The sequence below is a fragment of the Mycolicibacter arupensis genome (assembly GCF_002086515.1).
Lineage (GTDB): Bacteria > Actinomycetota > Actinomycetes > Mycobacteriales > Mycobacteriaceae > Mycobacterium > Mycobacterium arupense.
Genome location: NZ_MVHH01000016.1, coordinates 64482 through 83162 on the forward strand (window position 1 = coordinate 64482; position 18681 = coordinate 83162).

General features: G+C 65.6%; 19 protein-coding genes. 11 read left to right on the forward strand and 8 right to left on the reverse strand.

Features of this window, described 5'->3' with window-relative positions; genetic code table 11:
- Nucleotides 1-108: 108 nt before the first annotated feature.
- The 3 genes from BST15_RS10300 to BST15_RS10310 are packed head-to-tail and all read left to right on the forward strand — an operon-like array spanning nt 109 to nt 4020.
- Nucleotides 109-546 (forward strand): MmpS family transport accessory protein, encoded by a 438-nt coding sequence (locus tag BST15_RS10300; protein WP_109370760.1) that lies wholly within the window; start codon nt 109-111, stop codon nt 544-546.
- Nucleotides 543-3407: an MMPL/RND family transporter gene (locus BST15_RS10305; RefSeq protein WP_046188868.1), complete on the forward strand. Its 2865-nt coding sequence runs from the start codon at nt 543-545 to the stop codon at nt 3405-3407. The genes BST15_RS10300 and BST15_RS10305 overlap by 4 nt, the downstream gene beginning before the upstream one ends.
- A gap of 4 nt (nt 3408-3411) precedes the next feature.
- A complete protein-coding gene (locus BST15_RS10310; protein ID WP_046188869.1) occupies nt 3412-4020 on the forward strand; it encodes a TetR/AcrR family transcriptional regulator in 609 nt (202 codons plus the stop codon).
- 14 nt (nt 4021-4034) lie between these two features.
- Here BST15_RS10310 and BST15_RS10315 read toward each other — a convergent pair whose 3' ends face one another.
- Nucleotides 4035-4604 carry a TetR/AcrR family transcriptional regulator gene (locus BST15_RS10315; RefSeq protein WP_234708249.1) on the reverse strand — a complete coding sequence of 190 codons (570 nt, stop codon included), beginning with the start codon at nt 4602-4604 and terminating at the stop codon, nt 4035-4037.
- A gap of 135 nt (nt 4605-4739) precedes the next feature.
- Here BST15_RS10315 and BST15_RS10320 point away from each other — a divergent pair, with 135 nt between their 5' ends.
- Genes BST15_RS10320 through BST15_RS10330 form a run of 3 tightly spaced genes read left to right on the forward strand, consistent with a single transcriptional unit; the run spans nt 4740 to nt 8478 of the window.
- Complete coding sequence (locus BST15_RS10320; protein WP_046188870.1) at nt 4740-5201, forward strand: hypothetical protein; 462 nt, start codon at nt 4740-4742, stop codon at nt 5199-5201.
- The gene (locus BST15_RS10325) at nt 5198-5641 is read left to right on the forward strand and encodes an MmpS family transport accessory protein (protein ID WP_046188871.1); all 444 of its coding nucleotides are present in this window, start codon (nt 5198-5200) and stop codon (nt 5639-5641) included. Before BST15_RS10320 ends, BST15_RS10325 begins: the two co-directional genes overlap by 4 nt.
- Nucleotides 5638-8478, forward strand: coding sequence for an MMPL/RND family transporter (locus BST15_RS10330; RefSeq protein ID WP_046188872.1), 2841 nt, complete (start codon nt 5638-5640; stop codon nt 8476-8478). The genes BST15_RS10325 and BST15_RS10330 overlap by 4 nt, the downstream gene beginning before the upstream one ends.
- On the opposite strand, the gene BST15_RS10335 is transcribed toward BST15_RS10330, so the two are convergent.
- Together BST15_RS10335 and BST15_RS10340 are read right to left on the reverse strand one after the other, a co-directional pair.
- Entirely contained in the window at nt 8475-9614 is a 1140-nt protein-coding gene (locus BST15_RS10335) for an epoxide hydrolase family protein (RefSeq protein WP_046188873.1), read from the reverse strand. The two genes, BST15_RS10330 and BST15_RS10335, sit on opposite strands and share 4 nt — an antisense overlap.
- A complete protein-coding gene (locus BST15_RS10340; protein WP_052751415.1) occupies nt 9601-10203 on the reverse strand; it encodes a TetR/AcrR family transcriptional regulator in 603 nt (200 codons plus the stop codon). The genes BST15_RS10335 and BST15_RS10340 overlap by 14 nt, the downstream gene beginning before the upstream one ends.
- A gap of 87 nt (nt 10204-10290) precedes the next feature.
- On the opposite strand from BST15_RS10340, the gene BST15_RS10345 reads away from it, so the two are divergent.
- On the forward strand, nt 10291-10794 hold the full coding sequence (locus BST15_RS10345) for an SRPBCC family protein (RefSeq protein WP_046188875.1): 504 nt from the start codon (nt 10291-10293) through the stop codon (nt 10792-10794).
- 11 nt (nt 10795-10805) lie between these two features.
- Entirely contained in the window at nt 10806-11750 is a 945-nt protein-coding gene (locus tag BST15_RS10350) for an oxidoreductase (protein ID WP_046188876.1), read from the forward strand.
- On the opposite strand, the gene BST15_RS10355 is transcribed toward BST15_RS10350, so the two are convergent.
- Nucleotides 11719-12339, reverse strand: coding sequence for a TetR/AcrR family transcriptional regulator (locus tag BST15_RS10355; RefSeq protein WP_046188877.1), 621 nt, complete (start codon nt 12337-12339; stop codon nt 11719-11721). The two genes, BST15_RS10350 and BST15_RS10355, sit on opposite strands and share 32 nt — an antisense overlap.
- Before the next feature lie 148 nt (nt 12340-12487).
- Nucleotides 12488-13000 (reverse strand): YkgB family protein, encoded by a 513-nt coding sequence (locus BST15_RS10360; protein WP_046188878.1) that lies wholly within the window; start codon nt 12998-13000, stop codon nt 12488-12490.
- A 333-nt stretch (nt 13001-13333) separates the two neighbouring features.
- On the opposite strand from BST15_RS10360, the gene BST15_RS10365 reads away from it, so the two are divergent.
- Nucleotides 13334-13957 carry a TetR/AcrR family transcriptional regulator gene (locus BST15_RS10365; protein WP_046188879.1) on the forward strand — a complete coding sequence of 208 codons (624 nt, stop codon included), beginning with the start codon at nt 13334-13336 and terminating at the stop codon, nt 13955-13957.
- 50 nt (nt 13958-14007) lie between these two features.
- On the opposite strand, the gene BST15_RS10370 is transcribed toward BST15_RS10365, so the two are convergent.
- Entirely contained in the window at nt 14008-16056 is a 2049-nt protein-coding gene (locus BST15_RS10370) for an MMPL family transporter (RefSeq protein ID WP_046188880.1), read from the reverse strand.
- Nucleotides 16057-16123: 67 nt separating this feature from the next.
- Here BST15_RS10370 and BST15_RS10375 point away from each other — a divergent pair, with 67 nt between their 5' ends.
- A complete protein-coding gene (locus BST15_RS10375) occupies nt 16124-16750 on the forward strand; it encodes a hypothetical protein (protein WP_046188881.1) in 627 nt (208 codons plus the stop codon).
- 2 nt (nt 16751-16752) lie between these two features.
- Here BST15_RS10375 and BST15_RS10380 read toward each other — a convergent pair whose 3' ends face one another.
- On the reverse strand, nt 16753-17424 hold the full coding sequence (locus BST15_RS10380) for a maleylpyruvate isomerase family mycothiol-dependent enzyme (RefSeq protein ID WP_046188882.1): 672 nt from the start codon (nt 17422-17424) through the stop codon (nt 16753-16755).
- A 267-nt stretch (nt 17425-17691) separates the two neighbouring features.
- On the opposite strand from BST15_RS10380, the gene BST15_RS10385 reads away from it, so the two are divergent.
- Complete coding sequence (locus BST15_RS10385; RefSeq protein ID WP_046188883.1) at nt 17692-18309, forward strand: TetR/AcrR family transcriptional regulator; 618 nt, start codon at nt 17692-17694, stop codon at nt 18307-18309.
- Nucleotides 18310-18320: 11 nt separating this feature from the next.
- Here the strand turns inward: BST15_RS10385 and BST15_RS10390 are convergent.
- Nucleotides 18321-18681, reverse strand: a 361-nt coding sequence (locus BST15_RS10390) for a hypothetical protein (RefSeq protein ID WP_083070931.1), incomplete at its 5' end; no start/stop codon positions are given.

The window sequence follows — 18681 nt, forward strand, 5'->3', positions numbered from 1 at the left end:
GACCTGCTGCTACCGCGAAAAGGTCGCCGACGCCGTGCGGTACAGTCCTGTCCGGTCGCCACGGAACCGGAGTTCCGTCTGCGGCAGGCGCGACAAAGGAGATGGTGCGTGTTCGCTGTGGTCAAGAAGCTGTGGATCCCTCTGCTTCTTGTGGTGGTGATCGCGCTCGGCGCCTATGTGGTGGTCCGGGTGCGCAGCAGTTTCGGGGCGGGCGCGCGGGTGGCGACCTCCGACGCCAATGCCGACGACACGAAACCGTTCAATCCCAAACACATCACCTACGAACTCACGGGCCCCGACGGGGGCACCATCAGCGCCAATTTCCTCGACGAGAACGGGCAGCCGCACCTCGTCGAGGATGCCCCGCTGCCGTGGTCACACACCATCGTCACCACGCTGCCGTCGATGTCGGCCAACATCGTCGCCCAGGGCGACACCGCAATAGAGCACCTGCGTTGCCGGATCATCGTCGACGACGAGGTTCGTGACGACCGCAGCATCGACGAATACAAGCCCTTCATCTACTGCTTGGTGAAATCCGTATGAGCAACTCTCTGCAGCACCCGCCCCGGTCCCGCTTCGCCCGGCTGCTGTGGGTCATGGCGGTGCCCATCATCGTGTTCTGGTTGCTCATCGCGATCGGCACCACGGTGTTCACCCCGGAGCTGGGCGTGGTGGCGGGCAAGCACTCGGTGCCGATGGCGCCCCTGGACGCGCCTGCCTACAAGGACATGATGACCATCGGTCACAAGTTCGAGGAGTTCGACACCGACTCCACGGCCATGGTGGTGCTCGAAGGCGACGACAAGCTCGGCGACAGCGCACACGAGTACTACAACGAGATCGTCGCCAGGCTCAAGGCCGACAAGCATGTGCAGAACGTGCAGGACTTCTGGAGCGATCCACTCACCGCTGCCGGCTCCCAGAGCCCGGACGGCAAGGCCGCCTATGTGCAGGTTTTCCTCGACGGCGCCCAGGGCACCACGCCCAGCCACGCGTCGGTGGCGGCGGTACGCAAGATCGTCAACGGGGTGCCGGCGCCGCCGGGGGTTCAGGCGCACGTCGCCGGCAACACGGTGCTCAACACCGACACCCTGATCGCTGCCCACAACAGCATGGAGCTCATGACGGCGGTCACCATCGGCGTCATCTTCGTGATGCTGCTGGTCATCTACCGCTCGTTGCGGTCGGCGATCGTCGCGCTGATCCTGGTGCGCTTCGAGCTGTACGCGGCCGAAGGCATTGTGGCCACGGCCGGCAATCTCGACATCATCGGTCTGACGCCGTACGCGGTCAGCATGGTCACGATGCTGACCATCGCCGCCGGCACCGACTACTTCATCTTTCTCCTGGGCCGCTATCACGAGGCCAGATCCCGAGGCCAGGACCGGGAAGAGGCATTCCATACCGCCTACAACGGCGTGGTGCACGTGATCGTGGGTTCCGGCCTGACGATCGTGGGTGCCTGTCTCTGCCTGACCGCGACCAAACTGCCGTACTTCCAGACCATGGGTGTGCCGTGTGCCATCGCCCTGGTGGCGACCATGGTGGCCGGCCTCACCCTGGCTCCCGCGGTGCTGGTGGTCGCCTCCAAGTTCGGCATCTTCGATCCCAAACGTGAGGTCTCCGAACGGGGTTGGCGCCGAATCGGCACTCTGGTGACGCGCTGGCCCAAACCGATCATCGTGGTGACGGCCTTCATCGCCGCAATCGGCTTCCTGGCGCTGGCCACCTACGTGCCCAATTACAACGACCGGAATTTCACCCCGGAGACCATCGCCGCCAACGTGGCGCAGACAGCGGCCGAGCGGCATTTCTCGCAAGCGCGGATGAACCCGGAACTGCTGATGGTCGATGCCGGCCACGATGTGCGGAACCCGGCGGACATGCTGGTGATCGACCGGATCGCCAAGAGCGTCTTCCACGAGCGGGGCATCGGGCGGGTGCAGACCATCACGCGGCCGCTCGGTGCGCCGATTGAGCACAGCTCCATCCCGTTTCAGATCGCCATGCAGGCGTCCGGTCAGCTGCAGACCGCGAAATTCATGAATGATTCCATGGCCTCCATGCTCGAGCAGGCCGACGAGATGGGCCGGACTGTGGCCACCATGGAACACATGTACGGGGTCATGCAGCAGGTGGTCGACAACACCCACGACATGACCGCCCACATGCACACGTTGCAGGTCGACATCGAGACCGTGCGCCAGCATGTGTCGGACTTCGACGACTTCTTCCGCCCGCTGCGTAGTTACTTCTATTGGGAGCCGCACTGTTTCGACATCCCCATCTGCGCCTCGACGCGGTCGATGTTCGACATGCTCGACGACGTCGACGCCATGACCGATGACATGGGGACGACTATCAAAGACGTCGACCGGCTCGACGTCTTGATGCCGCAGATGCTCGAAGACCTACCCAAGACCATCGATTCGATGAAGAAGATGCGCGGCTTCATGCTCGCCACCCACAGTTCGATGTCGGGCATCCAGCACCATCTGCAGGAGAACGCCGAAGGCTCCACCCTGATGGGCAAGTTCTTCGACGAGGCCAAAAACGACGACTCCTTCTACCTGCCGCCGGAGGTCTTCGACAACCCCGACTTCATCCGAGGCCTGAAGATGTTCGTCTCGCCCGACGGCCACGCCGTGCGATTCATCATCACCCACCAGGGCGACCCGGCCTCGGTCGACGGGATTAAACACGTCCAGGGCATTCGGGAAGCGGTCGCAGACGCGATCAAGGGCACCCCACTGGAAGGTTCCAAGGTTTCCCTGGCCGGAACCGCCTCGATGTACAGCGACATGCAGGACGGCGTGAAGATCGACCTGATGATCGCCGGGCTTTCCACGCTGATCCTGATCTTCTCGATCATGCTGATGATCACCCGGAGCCTGGTGGCCTCGCTGGTGATCGTCGGCACGGTGCTGGCCTCGCTGGGGACCGCCTGCGGGCTGTCGGTGCTGCTGTGGCAGGACATCCTCGGGGTGGGCCTGCAGTGGATCGTGCTGCCGCTGACGGTGATCATTCTGTTGGCCGTCGGCTCCGACTACAACCTGCTGCTGGTGTCGCGACTCAAAGAGGAGATCGGGGCCGGCCTCAATACCGGGATCATCCGCGGCATGGGGGCCTCGGGCCGGGTGGTGACGGCGGCGGGTCTGGTGTTCGCGGCGACCATGGCCTCGATGATGGTCAGTGAACTGCGGGTGATCGGCCAGTTGGGCACCGCGATCGCGCTGGGCCTGCTGGTCGACACCTTCATCGTGCGCGCCTTCATGACGCCGTCGATCGCGGCGGCGTTGGGCCGGTGGTTCTGGTGGCCGTTGAACACCTTCGAGATGAGGGACCGCCCCGCGCCGGAACCGGCTGCCGAGACGACGCCGATTCCGCATCCGACGACGGTGTGACGCGATGGAGTCCAGACTGCGTCAGCGCACCGAGGGCCGGTTGGATCGGTCCCGCGATCCGGTGATCCTCGACGCCGCGTTGGCGGTGGTCTCGGAGAACGGTTACGACGCGGCCAGCATGAACGACATCGCGGCGCGCGCAGGCGTAGGAAAGGCGGCCATCTATCGCCGGTGGTCGTCGAAGGCGGCACTGATCACCGACGCTCTGATCTACTGGCGGCCCGACCTGCTGGTCAGGGAAGTCCCGGACACCGGCAGTCTGGCCGGTGATCTGGACGCCCTCATTGAACAGATCGGGCGTGCCGACCAAGATCCCGTGCCCAACGACCTGGTGTTGCGAGTTGCGCTAGAAGCCGCTCACGAACCCGGACTGGCTGCCGCCGTCGACGACCTGGTGCTGGTCAAGGGCAAGGGTTTGGTCGCCAAGATCCTGGCGCAGGCGGCGGCTCGCGGGGAGATCGACGCCCAGCGGGACTGGTCGATGATCGCCGACGTGGTCTTGGCAATGGGGCTGCTGCAGGTTGTCCGTGGCCAGACCTTGGACGCCGCCTTCGTTCGGAACGTCATCGACGCCCTGGTGCTGCCGGCGCTTCGTGGCCCGGCCACGGCCTGACCCCCCGGGGCGGCTCAGCCGGCTGCCACACCGCGCTCGAAGATCCGCGTCAGCGTCGGCACGATGCTGTGGCGCGCGATGTTGCCGTGCGCGGCCTCGCTACAGGCCTTGACCATCAGCCCGAACAGTGCGATACGAATCCACTCCGGGGTCAGATCGGGATCGTAGGTACCTTCGCGCTGGCCGCGGGCGATCAGTTCGAGGATCGGAGCCGAGTTGGGCAGGCGCTCAGCGGGGATATCGCGCAGGACGGCGGGGTCGGCGAACAGGAACACGATCCGGTCGCCCTCGGGTGCCAGTGCGGTGATCACCCGCCGCATCGCCTCGACAGCCGACCCCTCCGCCGTCGCCGCGGTCGCGAGGATGTCGCTGATGATGCGTATCGAGTCGAGGGTGGTTTCGTAGATCAACCGCTCACGGTCGGCGAAATAGCGGTGCAGGGTGGATCGGGCCACTTGGGCTGCTGCGGCGATCTCGGGGAGCGTGGCGGTGCGATCACGGGCGAGCACCGACGCCGTCGCGTCCAGGATGGCCGTCCGCGTGCGAGATTGCGCACCGGTCAGTACCGGGCCGGGCTCATTCATGATTCCCATCATAAACACAGCTACGTCTCTTTATAAGATGTTGACGTCTCATTACCGGACGTTTAGCATCCCTAAACAGCCGCCAAGTTCCAACCGGTGGTGGGCGATGAGCCACGGATGGGGGTGAGGTCGGCGATGGACTGGAACATGTTCGGGACCAACTGGCGCCTGTTCGGGGACCTCGCGGCGGTCGCCTTCGTGGCGTTGTTGTTCTTCGCCACCGGGCTGTTCTTCTACATTCGGCAACTGCGACGTCGCCCCGTGTTGCCGATCAGCGAAGGAATCGGCGCGCGCAGAGCGGTGCTCGCCAAGGTGCGGACACGCCAGCCGCTCTCCGGTGAGGAGCTCGAATTCGCGACGCGCGCCGTCAACGACCTGCGTACGCCGCTCGCCTTCTGCATCCCTGCGGCCACCTTCTCGCTGGGCTGCGTCTACGTGCTCGGCAGCCTTGAGCAACTGCACGGAGCGACCCCATCGGAGCGAACATTCATCGGCGTGATCCCGATGTTCGGCGCAGTGAACATGACCGCCCAAATCCTGCGGATTCGCACGTTGAAGAAGAGACTTCCGGCCGCCGCGGCTAAGGACACCGCGTGAGTCCGGGCACGCCGCGCCGGTCCGTGCTGGCTCGGGTGTGGATGCCGCTGGTGGCCGTCATCGCGCTGAGCCTGGGGGCGCTTTCCATGTGGAAAGTCCACCAGTTGTCCGCTCCGGGACCGGTTCTCACCGTCAACCCGCCGCAGGCGCCTGAACAGTTCAACCCGAAGAAGCTCAGCTATGAGGTGTTCGGAGCGGCCGGGGGCGGCGCGCTGCTGTCCTACCTCGACATCGACGGGCATCCCCATACCGTCGAAGTGGACACGCTGCCCTGGGCTCACGAGGAGACGACGATGCTGTCGGTGGTGTCGGGAAGCATCTCGGTGCAGGTCCGCGGCGACTACGTCGGGTGCCGCATCCTGGTCGATGACGTGATCCGCGACGAGCACACCAACGCGCGGTCCAACGCCGACATCACCTGCAGGGTGAAGTCCGCATGAGCGAGCAGCGAGCGAAAAGGCCCCTGGCCGCGCGCCTGGTCCGCCTCCTGGCCGTTCCGATCATCGTCTGCTGGGGCCTGCTGGCCATGACGACCAATACCTTTGTGCCGCAAGTGGAAAAGGTTGCCGAAGAACTTGCCGGTCCCATGGTGCCCACCTATGCGCCATCGCAGGCCGCGATGCTGGCGATCGGCGAGAAGTTCGAGGAATCGACCTCGACCAGCATGACCATGCTGGTGCTGGAGGCCGACCGTCCGCTGGGGCCCGAGGACCATGCCTACTACGACGAGTTGGTGCGCACCCTGCGCGCCGACACCGAGCATGTCCAGTACGTCATGGACACCTGGGGAAAACCGATCACGGCGGCCGGAGCTCAAAGCCTCGACGGCAAGGCCGCTTACGTGCTGCTGCGCCTGGCCGGCGACATCGGGCAGATGCAGGCCAACGAGTCCGTTGCCACCGTGCGGCAGACCGTCGAGGCCTCCGACCCTCCGGCGGGACTCAAGGTCTATGTCAGTGGCGCGGCACCCTTGGCCGCGGACACGGTGGCGACGGCGAACTCGAGCCTGAACAACATCACCATCGCCACGATCTTCCTCATCATCTTCATGTTGCTGTTGGTCTATCGCTCCTTCGTCACCATGCTGGTGCCGCTGTTCGGGGTCCTGATCCTGATGTTGGCCGCCAAGGGCGTCATCGCGGCCCTGGGGCATTTCGGCTATATCCAGCTGTCGTCCTTCGCGGTCAACATGGTGGTCTCGCTGACGCTGGGCGCGGGAACGGACTACGGAATCTTCCTGATGGGCCGTTACCACGAGGCACGGCTGAACGGCGAGAGCCGCGAAGACGCGTATTACACGGCCTATCGGGGCGTGTCGCACGTGATCCTCGGCTCCGGCCTCACCATCGCCGGTGCCGCCTTCTGCCTGAGCTTCGCTCGGCTGAACTACTTCAACACCATGGGACCGGCGGTGGCCATCAGCATGGTGCTGACCGTCGTGGGCGCATTGACGCTGGGTCCGGCGATCTTGAGCGTGGGCAGCCTGTTCGGGCTCTTCGATCCGAAACGAACCGTCAAGGCGCGCCTGTATCGCCGGATAGCCACCAGCGTGGTGCGCTGGCCCAAGCCGATCCTGACCGCCAGCGCCGCGGTGGTGGCTGCCGGCGCGGTCTTCGTGCCGACCTACCAGGTCAGCTTCGACGACCGGACCTACCAGCCGCGCAACTCCGCGGCCAACCAGGGCTTCGCCGCGGCCGACCGGCACTTCGCCAGGAGCAAGCTGTTCTCCGAGATGCTGATGGTCGAGTCGGATCACGACATGCGCAACTCGGCCGACTTCATCTCACTGGACCGGGTGGCCAAGGCCCTGATCCGGTTGCCTGGGGTCGCCATGGTGCAAAGCATCACCAGGCCGATGGGCCGGGCCTTGGAGCACGCGTCGCTGCCGTACCTGTTCACCGTGCAAGGCAGCGCCAACGGCCAACAGCTGCCGTTCACCCGGGAGCAGAACGCCAACACCGACAAGCAGGCACAGATCATGGGGCACACCGTCGAGGTGCTGCAGACCACGATCGCGCTGACCCAGAAGTTGGCCGACGAGATGCATGCCACGGTGCTCACCATGGAGGAGATGCAAGCCCTCACCGAACAGATGGACGAGCAACTGTCCAACCTGGACGACTTCATGAGACCGCTCCGCAGCTATTTCTACTGGGAGCCACACTGTTACGACATCCCGGTCTGTTGGGCGTTCCGCTCGCTGTGGGACATGATGGACAGCGTCGACAAGCTGGCGGCCAACATCAAGGACGCGGTGACCTCGCTGGAAGTCGTCGACTCGCTACTGCCGCAGATGGTCGCTCAGCTCAACATCATGGCCGACGACCAGATCGCTCTTCGGTCGTTGATCGTCAATACCTACGGCCCAAGCAGTATTGCGGCCGAGAACACCGATCAGACGTTCGATGACATGATCAATGTCGGCAACGACTTCGACGCATCGCGCAGTGACGATTTCTTCTACATTCCCCGCCCCGCCTTCGACAACGAAGACATCAAGACCGGAATGCAGCTGATGATGTCCCCCGACGGCAAGGCTGCCCGCTTCATCGTCACCCACGAGGGCAACGCGATGGGCCCCGAAGGTATTGAGCACGTCGAGAGATTCCCCGATGCCATCCAGATCGCGCTGAAAGAGACCTCACTGGCCGGCGCGAAGATCTACATCGGCGGCTCCGGCTCGAACAACAAAGACATCCAGCAGTATTCGCGGTCGGATCTGCTGATCGCCGCAATCGCCGCGTTCGTGCTGATCTTCTTGATCATGTTGGTGATCACGCGAAGTCTGGTAGCGGCCTTGGTGATTCCCGGGACGGTGGCCTTCTCCTATGCCGGAGCCTTCGGGCTGTCGGTGCTGATCTGGCAGCATCTGATCGGCCTGCACCTGCATTGGTTGATCCTGCCGCTGACGTTCATCATCTTGGTGGCGGTGGGCTCGGACTACAACCTGCTGCTCATAGCCCGGCTCAAAGAGGAACTCCCGGCCGGACTGAACACCGGGTTGATCCGGGCCCTGGGCTCTACCGGCGGGGTGGTGACCTCGGCAGGCCTGGTGTTCGCGTTCACCATGCTGGCCATGCTCGCCAGCGATCTGCGCACGATCGGCCAGCTCGGCTCGACCGTGTGCATCGGACTGCTGCTCGACACCCTGATCGTGCGTTCGTTCATCGTGCCGTCGCTGGTACGGATCTATGGCCCGTGGTTCTGGTGGCCGACGCTCGTGCGGCAACGCCCGCTGCGTCAGCAGCCGGCTGTCGCGCCTGCCGCCCGCACTTAGAACACCTTCTGCTGCACCAGCACATCGGCGAAGGCCGCCAGGTCGGCGGCGAAGATCGCGGGCTGTTCGAAGGCGGCGAAATGACCGCCTCGATCCTGGACGCTGTAGTGAACCAGGTTGTAGCGGTTGGCGGCCCACGCCCGCGGAGTCTGCAGCAGTTCATACGGGTACACCGCGTAGCCGGTGGGCACGGCTACATGCCCCCACCACGAGCTGAGCGCGCCGTTTCCCGCGCGGGCGGACTCGCAGTACAGCCGAGCCGACGAGGTGCCGGTCACCGTCAGCCAGTAGAACATCAGGTTGTCGATCAGCCGATCGGTGCTGATCGGCATGCCGTCGCGGATGTCGCACCAGGCGTGAAACTTCTCCAGGATCCAGCCCGCCAGACCCACGGGCGAGTCGTCAAGGCCGAAACCGAGCGAATGCGGCCGGGTCGCTTGCTGATTCAGATAGGCGGTGCCGTCGGCGGTGCGCTGCACCGAGTCGATGATCGCCGCCTGCTCGGCCGGCGTCACCGCGGCAGTTAGCTCGGGCTTGTCCCCATCCGGTGGAGCGAAACACATGTTGGTGTGAATGGCCGCGACGCGGCCCGCATAGTGCTCGCCGAGATGGCGGGTCACCAGAGCGCCCCAGTCGCCGCCCTGGGCGACATAGCGGTGGTAGCCGAGCTGTGCCATCAGCTTGTCCCCGGCGGCAGCCACGGCCGCTACGTCGACACCGGTCCGCCGAGTGGGTCCGGAGAAGCCGTACCCGGGCATCGACATCACCACGACGTGGTATCGCTGACGCAGTGCGGGTGCCACATCGAGGAACTCCACGATGGAGCCGGGCCAGCCGTGGGTGATCAACAGCGGGATGGCGTCGGCGTCGGATGACCGCAGGTGCAGGAAGTGGATCCGCTGTCCGGCTGCCTCGGTGAGGAATGACCCGAGCGCGTTGACCTCGGACTCGACCCGGCGCCAGTCGTAATGGTGCAGCCAGTGGTCGACCACGGAGCGGAGGAATCCCTGGTTGGTTCCGTAATTCCATCCTGCGTCGTCGATCTCCGCCGGCCAGCGGGTGTTGGCGAGTCGCCGCCGCAGGTCTTCGAGGGCGGCCTCGGGGACGCGCAGCGGATGGGCTTCAGGGCGATTCACTGCGGCCTCCGGTCATTCCGTTGATGATGTGGTCGCTGACGAATCGCCGTATCGCTCGGGGATTTTCCAGATTCACCCGCATGGGCGGCAAGAGTTCGAAGCTGAACAGCATTCGTACGATCCATTCAGCGGCGCGGCCCACGTCGACGTTCTCGGCGATCTCGCCGCGACGTTGCGCGGCGCGCGCCAGGGGAATCCACTGCGCCACCGAGCGCTGCATCAGGTCGTCGCCGCCGTGGTCGAGAAGGAGAACCAGCGCGCCCTGACTGGTCGAGCGCGGCTCGGCGGCTGGTCCGCGGCGATGCGCTGAGATCAAGACCGCGGCGGCCGCGACTTGCTCGGCGAGGGTCGCCAGCTGGTCGACCTCTGCGGCCATCGTCTCGATGAACTTCGCCGAGAGGTGATCGAGGGTCGCGGTGAGGGCGGCATCGCGCGTTCCGAAAGCGTTGTGCACCGTGCCCCGTGATACGCCTGCCGCTTCCGCGACCGCGGTGAGGCTGAATCGGCGTGGGCCCAGCTGGCGAAGGGTGTCGGCCGCTGCCGACAGCAGCGCCGCGGGAAGCTGCTTCGACGACTTCTCACCGGGCACTTGCACACATTATCGAGATATGTACAAATTGATCAACGTTGAACGTGCGGCTCCGCCGCCGGTGAAAGGTATCAGCACTTGTCTCGGATGCACGCGTGTGAGCAGGTCGGCCTCGAATTCCTCGAGCGTGCGCCGCAGCGGTTCAGTAACAGCGTCGACCTCGCGGTGACTCCCGAGCAGGTCTGGGAGGTGCTCGCCGACGCCCAAGCCTGGCCGCACTGGGCCAGCGTCATCACCAAGGTCACCTGGACCAGTCCCGAACCACACGGAGTCGGCACCACCCGCGTTGTGGACATGCGGGGCGGCATCGTCGGGGACGAGGAGTTCTTGGCCTGGGAACCTTCGCAGCACATGGCATTTCGCTTCAACGCGAGCTCGACCTCGGCGCTGGCGGTATTCGTGGAGGACTACCGGATCGTGCCCACCCCGCAGGGGTGTCGGCTCACCTGGACACTGGCCAATCGGTTGACCGGGCCCGCAGCGTGGTTCTCGCCGATCAGTGGACCGCTGATGAATCTGGCGTTTCGCCGATTCCTGTCCAACCTGCGCCGCTATACCGACCAGCGTTTCGCGACGACGAGTCGCGGGTAAGGCGGCTGCGGATGAGCACGGGCGACTGGTCGTTGGAACAGGGCGCAGCGCAGGTCGGCCGCACCGCAGTGGTGACCGGTGCCAATACCGGCGTTGGGCTGGAGGTCGCGCGCGGACTGGCGATGCGGGGAGCCACCGTCGTGCTGGCCTGCCGCAACACCGATGCGGCCGCCCAGGCCCGGCTCGACATCCTCGGGTCGGCGCCGGAAGCGAAGGTGGACGTGGTTCGTCTCGACGTCAGTGACCTGGCATCGGTGCGTTCCTGCGCGGACGAGCTGCGGGCCGGGTACCCGGTGATCGACATCCTGGTCAACAACGCCGGCGTCATGCATCAGACCCGGCAGGTGACGGCCGACGGATTCGAGGGCGACTTCGGCACGAACTTTCTGGGGCCGTTCGCCCTGACTGGGCTGCTGCTCGACCAGGTGCTCGCGTCCCCCGCGGGCCGGATCATCGCGGTGAGCAGTAAGACGCACCGCAGCGGTGTGATCGCATTCGAGGACTTGCAGTCGCAGCAGTCGTTTGCCCCCACCCGCGCCTACACCCAGTCCAAGCTGGCCCAGTTGATGGCCACCTACGAACTGCAGCGGCGGCTGGAGCGCGCCGGCAGCGCGGCCATTGCGTTGGCGGCACACCCCGGAGGTACCCGCACCTCGATTCTGCGCGAGCAATCCGGCGCGGTGCGCTGGGTGTTCAACAGCAGATTCCGATTTCTGACCGGCTGGTTCACTCAGGGGCCCGCGCAGGGTGCGCTGCCGATGTTGCGGGCGGCGACCGACCCGGACGCCGCCGGAGGCCAGTTCTACGGTCCGGGAGGGCGTTTCGAGCAGATCGGCCCACCGGTACTGGTGCGGGCGGCCGGGCGGGCCTGTGACCCCGACAGTCAACTGCGGCTCTGGCAGGCTGCCGAAGAACTCACCGGCGTCAGCTACTCGCTGACACGCGACCCGGCGTAGCTGTTCGCGCCGCACTCACCGCCGGGGCGATCCACCGTCGCAGCAGGCGCCGCAACTCTTCGCCCGGTGCGGGCAACGGCGCCAGGATGAACGACTGCAAGGTGCGCAGCACCATCTCGATGATGTCGTCGATGCTCTGCTCGTCGAAGCCGCTCCAGTCGACGTCGAGGCGGTCCAACAGTGAGTGCCCGAAACTGCGTCCGGTCTCACTGGTGACGGTCTCGGCAAATGCACTGGCATGCTGCGTCCGCAGCAGCAGGCCGACATACGGGTCATCCGGGAGCCGTTCCAGGGTCAGGGCCACACCCTCAGCGACGGCGTCACCGGGATCGGTCATGCCGGCCAGTGCTTCGGCGAGCTGTTCCAAGAATGCCCCGGCGCCGTCGGCCGCGGTGGCGGCCAGCAGTTCTTCGGTGCTGGGGAAGTAGCGGTAGACGGTCTGCCGGGTGACGCCGAGGGTGCGGGCGACGTCGGCGATGCTGGTCTGCTCGCCGCGTTCGTCGATGGTCCGGCGGGTGGCGTGCAGGATCCGCGCCACCGCCTCTTCGTCACTGGCGGGAACATGGCCGCCCCAGCCCCGGGTGCGCATCAGAACCGTCCTGCACGGATTCGACACGGATTCATAGCCGGAACCGTAATCGACCCGCCTGCCGGACTGTCGCCCTGGACCGAGTGAAAGTCGGTACAGCCGCGTGTCCGGCAGGCGGATCGATAGGTCCCCGACCGCAGCGGTCAAATCATCCGTTGGCCGGTACTGCCCGCCGATTGATTGTCTCCATGGCGTCGGCCAGCGTCAGAACCGACACCGCCAGCAGCACGATGTCCTTGATCAAAAACTGGCCGGTCATCGATAGCAGGGGGAATCCGCCGGCTGATGCCTCTCCTACGCCCGGCGTCGTGACGACGAAGGACAAGGTGCTGACGAAAAGCCCGATGGCCACGACGCTGCCCAGTGCGGAAATCTTCGGGTACCACGGCTTGACCACCAAAAACAGCGCGGTGAGGACCTCCACGACACCAAGAATGGACGAGAACGTCTCGACACTGAAGATGTCGTAGACCCACCCCATCAACGGACTGTTCGCTACCAGTGGCTGAATATTCTGCGCCTCGTAGTAGTGGAACTTCAATACGCCGATCCAGCCGATCACGAGCGCCAAACCGCAACGGGCAAGGATATTTGCCGTCGCGTGCACGGCCGATGTGCCCTTGAGGGCTGCCGCGACATACGAGTTGTTTTCGATGGACATGGTGGATCCCTTTCGTTGTGCTTTCTGGCGAATGCGTGGGTGATTTTCAGAAGGCCGTGAAGAGCTCGTGGGCTGCGAATCGCGAAAGCGGATTGCTGCACGCGGGCATACCGGGAGCAAAGCCGAACTGGAAGCCGGCGTGGTCCAAGACGGCCTGTGCTCCAGCGGGCGCCCGTTCGGGAGCAGCTGGGCGTGACATGGCGGATCAACCTCCAGTAGCTGGGGGGCTCGGTAGCCGGGCCAGGTATCAAGATAATGGGCTGGATAGCCCATTCCCGAAGTAAACGCGATTCAGAGTGGGCTGTCAAGCCCAATTTTGATATCGTCGGAAGCATGAAGATCTCAGCGACTGCCGAGGAGCCCCGAAAACTCACGGAGAAGGGTCAGGCGACGCGGGCGCGGATCCTCGAACACGCGGCGGAGCTGATCTACGCCAAGGGCGTCGCCGGGACGAACAACGAGCAGCTCCGTCGGGTCGCCGGTGTCAGTGGGTCGCAGCTCAACCACTATTTCCCGACCAAGGAGAGCTTCGTCCTGGCGGTCATTGACTGGCAGGCCCAGCGTGTTCTATCCACGTACCGAGCGGAGCGATTCGAAGGTTTCGACACCGTTGAGGCACTTCGGGACTGGGCGAACTCCTACGTCAGCGACGAGAGTGCCTACCGGGACGGCTGCACCCTCGGCTCGCTCGCCAGTGAGATCATCAAGGCAGACCTCGACGTTCACGAGGCGCTCGCTCAGGCCTTTGATCAGTGGCGCGACATCTTTCGGGACGGACTCCAGCGGATGCAGGATCTCGGTCGAATCGGCGCCGATGCCGACCCGACGCAACTGGCCGATCTACTGCTGTCGGCATTCCAGGGCGGCATGCTGCTTACCCAGGTCAAGCGGAATGTTGCTCCGTTGGAGAACGCATTGAGTGCCGCAATCGACCACGTGCAGTCCTTCGCCATCTAAGCGGTGCAGCAAAGGACTTGTTGGCCCGGCGCGGCATCTGGCCGCTGAGTTCAACGGGGAAAGCTGGGCCACCAGATCCGGTCGCCGATCAACGCGAACAATGCCGGAATCACCAGGGTGCGAACCACGAATGTGTCCAGCAGAATGCCCAGGCCCACAATGATGCCCAGCTGCGTCAGGACGATCAGCGGCAGGACGCCGAGCACGCAGAAGACCGAGGCAAGCACGATGCCGGCGCTGGTGATCACCCCTCCGGTGGCCGATACCGCACGGACCATGCCGTCGCGGGTGCCGTGATCCGGGGTCTCCTCGCGGGCGCGGGTCACCAGGAAGATGGTGTAGTCCACACCCAGTGCCACCAGGAACAGGAATGCCAACAACGGAGTGCTGTTGTCCAACGCCGGAAATCCGAACACATGCACGCTGGCCCAGCAGCCCAGACCCAGCGCCGCCACCGCGCTGAGCACGGTGGCCGCCACCAGGACAGGCGGAGCCAATACCGCCCGCAGCAGGACGAACAACACCGTGAGGACCACCAGCAGGATCAGGGGAATCAGCAGCGAGCGATCGCGTACCGCGGCGTCACGGACGTCGAGGGCTTGCGCATCGGGTCCCCCCACCAGGGCGCGAGGATCTACTTGCTGAGCGGAATCCCGCAGTCCGGCAACGATCGTGAAGGCCTGATCGGTTGCCGGTGCTGCGTCGATCACCACCGACCACATGGTCCGGCCGGTCTCGGACAACCCGGTCTGGGCGACCGATACCACCCCGGGGACTGTGGTGATCGCCCGTTTGAGTTGCTGCGACCGGGCGGTGGGGCCGATCACGACGGTCGGACCCGCGGCGCCGCCGGGAAAGTGCTCCGCCAAGGTGTCGAAGCCGATCACCGAATCGGCCCGCAACCGGAACTGCTCGGTCTGCGACAACCCGATTCCGCTACCCAGCAGGCCTGTGGCCGCCACTGCGAGGACAGCGACCGCCACGGTGCACACCAGGGCCGGGCGGCGCGCGACCGCATCGGCGACACGGTGCCAGGCGCCGGCCGGCGGCGGGGGGGTATCCGTGGTGCGGGGAATGAACGGCCAGAACACCTTCCGGCCGAACAATGCCAACAGCGGCGGCAAGAGCAGCAACACGAATGCGGCGGCCACCACCAACCCGCAGCTGGCGCAGATACCGAGACTGCGGGTGCTCGGGGTGACCGCCAGGATCAACGTGAGTAGCGCCAGCACCACGGTGGCGTTGCTGGCCAGTATCGCCGGCGCGGCGGCGGCCACTGCGCGGCGCAGGGCGCTGCGATGATCGGGGCCGGTGCTCAGCTCCTCGCGGTAGCGCGAGATCAGCAGCAGCGCATAGTTCGTCCCGGCCCCGAAGACCAGCACGCTGGTGATGCCCGCGGTGGAACCATCGAAGGTGACCCCCGCAGCGCGCGCGACATCGGAACCCACCACGGTGGCCACGCGATCGGCGAACGCGATCACCGTCAGCGGCACCAGCCACAACACCGGGGATCGATAGGTGACGATCAACAACAACGCCACCACAAGTGCGGTGACCGCAAGCAAAGTCACGTTGGCGCCGGTGAAGGCGTCGGCGATGTCGGCGCCGAAGGCCGGCCCGCCGGTGATCTGGGCCGATAGCGAAGATGGCAGACCGTCGGCGGCGGCGGACCGTAGGGCCTTGACCGCATCGGTGAGCGCGAAGCCGGACAACTCCGCGTTAAGCGGTATTGCCACCAGCGCCGCCTGCTCATCGGAAGCGACCGCCACCGGCGAGGGCGAGCCGGCGAGCACCTCGGGCACCCGGGACAGCCGGTCGCGGGCCTGGGTGACCGCCGCCAGGTCATCCGCACTCAGCGGCGCCCGGTCGGTGCGGGTGGCGACCATCAGCACGGTCGCCTGCTGCCCGCCGGCGAAGGTGGACAGTGCAGCCGCGACACGGGCGGACTCCGCGCTGGCCGGCAGCGACTCGGGGGATCGGGTGGCGTCCCCGTCGGCGTTGCTGAGCACCATCAGCGCGACTGCGATCAGGATCGGCACCAGGGCTACGAGCCAGGATCGGCGGCCCGTGACCGCAGCGGACAATCGCTTCCAGACCATCCGGCGAGCATGGCACCCCAGCACTTCTCGAACAACCGGATACCGCCCCGGTCGGTACTGTGGGCCGATGACCGGCCTCGCGAAATCGGCGATTCCGCGACGCGTCGTGCTGCGTGCGCTGGCCTGGTCGGTGCCGGTCCTCGCGGCGTCGCACGCCGGTCCGCGGGCCGGGGCGGCGCCTGCGGGCTCAACCGGGTGTGCGGATCCCGGCGCCGTGATCGACAACTGCGCGGCTGAGTTGCCGCAGGAATTCAGCTGGACCAGCTTTTCCACCACGGCCGCCACCAGCGGTGGGACCTCATATTTCATCCAGTTCACCACGCGGATTCAGCCGGGTGACCCGGTACCGGCGGAAGCCACCGGCTACCGCATCGACAGCCTCAGGGTCTCTGGCACTACGCCGGATGGCTCCCCGTTTTCGGTGGTCCCGTCTATCGGAGAGACCGGTTCGCGGGCAATCTGGATCCGAACGCTCGACTCATCGCTCGGTTTCGTCCTGGACGTGCCCTGGGATGCCAAGCGGTTGGTGCGCTCGTTCGACTACACCTACAACGTGGTTTATCTCAATTTGTCCACCGAGATTCAAACCTGTACCTACGTCACCACGGTGCGTCTGGCGGCGAACGGCGCGGTGCAGGGTGGGGTCGGCTCGGTGGCGTTCTCCCCGCCGAGGCTGGCCTCCTGCGGCGACTGAGCTCAGCAAGTCGGAATCGGCTGATCGTCGTCGCGGTGGCCGAAAGCTCCGAAGCTGTCGACCAGGTGCGCCGACGGTTCAGGGGACCAGTCCCAGGCTGTGATCTGGCGACGGGAGCGCCTGCTGAACAGCCCCCGCAGCAGCTCGTAGCCCGCGGCCCGCAACTCGGTGACGGATTCACCTGAACCGCAGCGCCACTCCTGACCCAGCTCGTCGCTGATCAGCAGGGTATGGGTGTCCGCCAGGCGTCGTCCTGGCAGGTAACCCAGGACGTCCAGGAATGGCTGCCAGTGCTCGCGGTCGATCCGCGGCAGACCCAGAGCCTCGCGCAGGTCCCCCTCATGGCAGATCGCGTCCGCGGCGAGGTTTGGCCCAGCGAACCGCTTCGGCAGGCTCGCCTCGACCGCCGGGGCCGCGTTCTCCCACTCGGCGAGCAGCGCGTCGATCGAGCGGTCGCGACGTTCGGCCACGTGCCGGGCGGTCCAGTATTCGCCGGGTGCCCCATCGAGTCGCTGGGCCAAGACATCGGCGGCGCCGCCGGTCAGGTGGGCCAAGACGTCGTGCACCGACCAGCCCGGCGTGGCAGGAACCTGAGTCGCCCGCTGTTCGTCGGTGAGTCCCGCGGCTAGCGCGCTGATCCTGGAGCGGGCGGACCGATAGATGTCGTCAAGCATGGGACCTCCGGTGCAGTGGTGTCACCGAGCACCCTACCGGAAAATTAAGAAAAATAAGGCCCGATTGGCGAATTAGTAAGAAGTGGGCGGGGTTGGCGCCGGTCGGCCCGGTGGCGGCGCGCGGAGTTGTGGCGATGCGCCGATCTCCGCAGGAAATACGTATGTAAACAAACGCCTGCAAACTTAGATGGTCTCAACTCATATCTGAACATGGGTTGTTCTTCAGAACACGCACGGCAACAACTAACGCAACGTTAGGATCACGGCGTGCCAATCCCCCCCCGACGGCGCAACCTACGAGGTCACGGCGCGCTGCTGCGCGACGAGATCCTGGCTGCCGCGGTTCGGGTCATTGACACCGCGGATAGCGAGGCCGAAGTCTCCCTGCGCCGCATCGCCCGGGAGGCGGGCATCGCTGCGCCATCGGTATATGCCCACTTCGATGACCTGGAGCGCGTGCTCGAGGCGGTCGCCGAGTCGAGTTGGATGCAAGTCTCCGACGAGATCGCCGACCATGTACAGCAGGCCGACGACCCGCGGGAGCGCGTGCTCATCGGCTGCCGGGTGTATGTGTCGTTCGCGCAGCGCCATCCCTTGCGCTATGCCCTGATGACCCAGGACAGTCACGCCTCGCCGGCCGCTCGCCGGGCGCTGGCCATCGTGACCAGGGGATTGCTGGCGTGCCGGGGCGAGGAGCCGGATTCGGAGGCCGACCCTCATTCTGATCGGATCGCCGCGGCGTTGTCGGTGGCGGTGCACGGCGTCGCCATGACGCACCGCAGTGACGCCCCGAATCTGTGGCTCAGCGACTTCAGCACCGATGACGTGATCAGCACCCTGGTCGACGGCGCAACGCTGATGCTGGCCGAGACCGAACGCGTCTGAAGCGCTACCGGCTATCCGCCGCCGGTAGGGGGAGCGGGCGGGCGGGCCTGCGGTACGAAGCCCTTCAGCACGTCGGGCAGCCCGGCCGACGGCTGCGGGACCGGTGCGCAGGTGGGTGGGCATTCCGTCAGCTGCCAGGTCTGACAGCGGTCGGTCCGAAAGGCGGTGTCGGTCGGCTCGATCAGCACGACCTGGGGCTTCTTCGTCATCGCGCTGTCGAGAGTTTTCTCGCCGCCGATCCGGCGCCAGTAGCAGGCATTGCCGTCCCGTGGCCCGTCGGAGCGGTAGGTGCCCGGCACGATATCGGTCCCGACGGCGAAGGTGCCGTCACCGTCGATCACCTGTTTGGGTGCGGGCGGGGGTGCCGGGGAG

What these genes read in the sequence shown, in the direction of transcription:
- BST15_RS10305 (WP_046188868.1), top strand. Translation starts at nt 543, where the DNA reads ATGAGCAACTCTCTGCAGCACCCGCCCCGGTCCCGCTTCGCCCGGCTG.
- BST15_RS10310 (WP_046188869.1), top strand. Translation starts at nt 3,412, where the DNA reads ATGGAGTCCAGACTGCGTCAGCGCACCGAGGGCCGGTTGGATCGGTCC.
- BST15_RS10315 (WP_234708249.1), bottom strand. Translation starts at nt 4,604, where the DNA reads ATGAATGAGCCCGGCCCGGTACTGACCGGTGCGCAATCTCGCACGCGG.
- BST15_RS10320 (WP_046188870.1), top strand. Translation starts at nt 4,740, where the DNA reads ATGGACTGGAACATGTTCGGGACCAACTGGCGCCTGTTCGGGGACCTC.
- BST15_RS10330 (WP_046188872.1), top strand. Translation starts at nt 5,638, where the DNA reads ATGAGCGAGCAGCGAGCGAAAAGGCCCCTGGCCGCGCGCCTGGTCCGC.
- BST15_RS10345 (WP_046188875.1), top strand. Translation starts at nt 10,291, where the DNA reads ATGCACGCGTGTGAGCAGGTCGGCCTCGAATTCCTCGAGCGTGCGCCG.
- BST15_RS10350 (WP_046188876.1), top strand. Translation starts at nt 10,806, where the DNA reads ATGAGCACGGGCGACTGGTCGTTGGAACAGGGCGCAGCGCAGGTCGGC.
- BST15_RS10355 (WP_046188877.1), bottom strand. Translation starts at nt 12,339, where the DNA reads ATGCGCACCCGGGGCTGGGGCGGCCATGTTCCCGCCAGTGACGAAGAG.
- BST15_RS10360 (WP_046188878.1), bottom strand. Translation starts at nt 13,000, where the DNA reads ATGTCCATCGAAAACAACTCGTATGTCGCGGCAGCCCTCAAGGGCACA.
- BST15_RS10365 (WP_046188879.1), top strand. Translation starts at nt 13,334, where the DNA reads ATGAAGATCTCAGCGACTGCCGAGGAGCCCCGAAAACTCACGGAGAAG.
- BST15_RS10370 (WP_046188880.1), bottom strand. Translation starts at nt 16,056, where the DNA reads ATGGTCTGGAAGCGATTGTCCGCTGCGGTCACGGGCCGCCGATCCTGG.
- BST15_RS10375 (WP_046188881.1), top strand. Translation starts at nt 16,124, where the DNA reads ATGACCGGCCTCGCGAAATCGGCGATTCCGCGACGCGTCGTGCTGCGT.
- BST15_RS10380 (WP_046188882.1), bottom strand. Translation starts at nt 17,424, where the DNA reads ATGCTTGACGACATCTATCGGTCCGCCCGCTCCAGGATCAGCGCGCTA.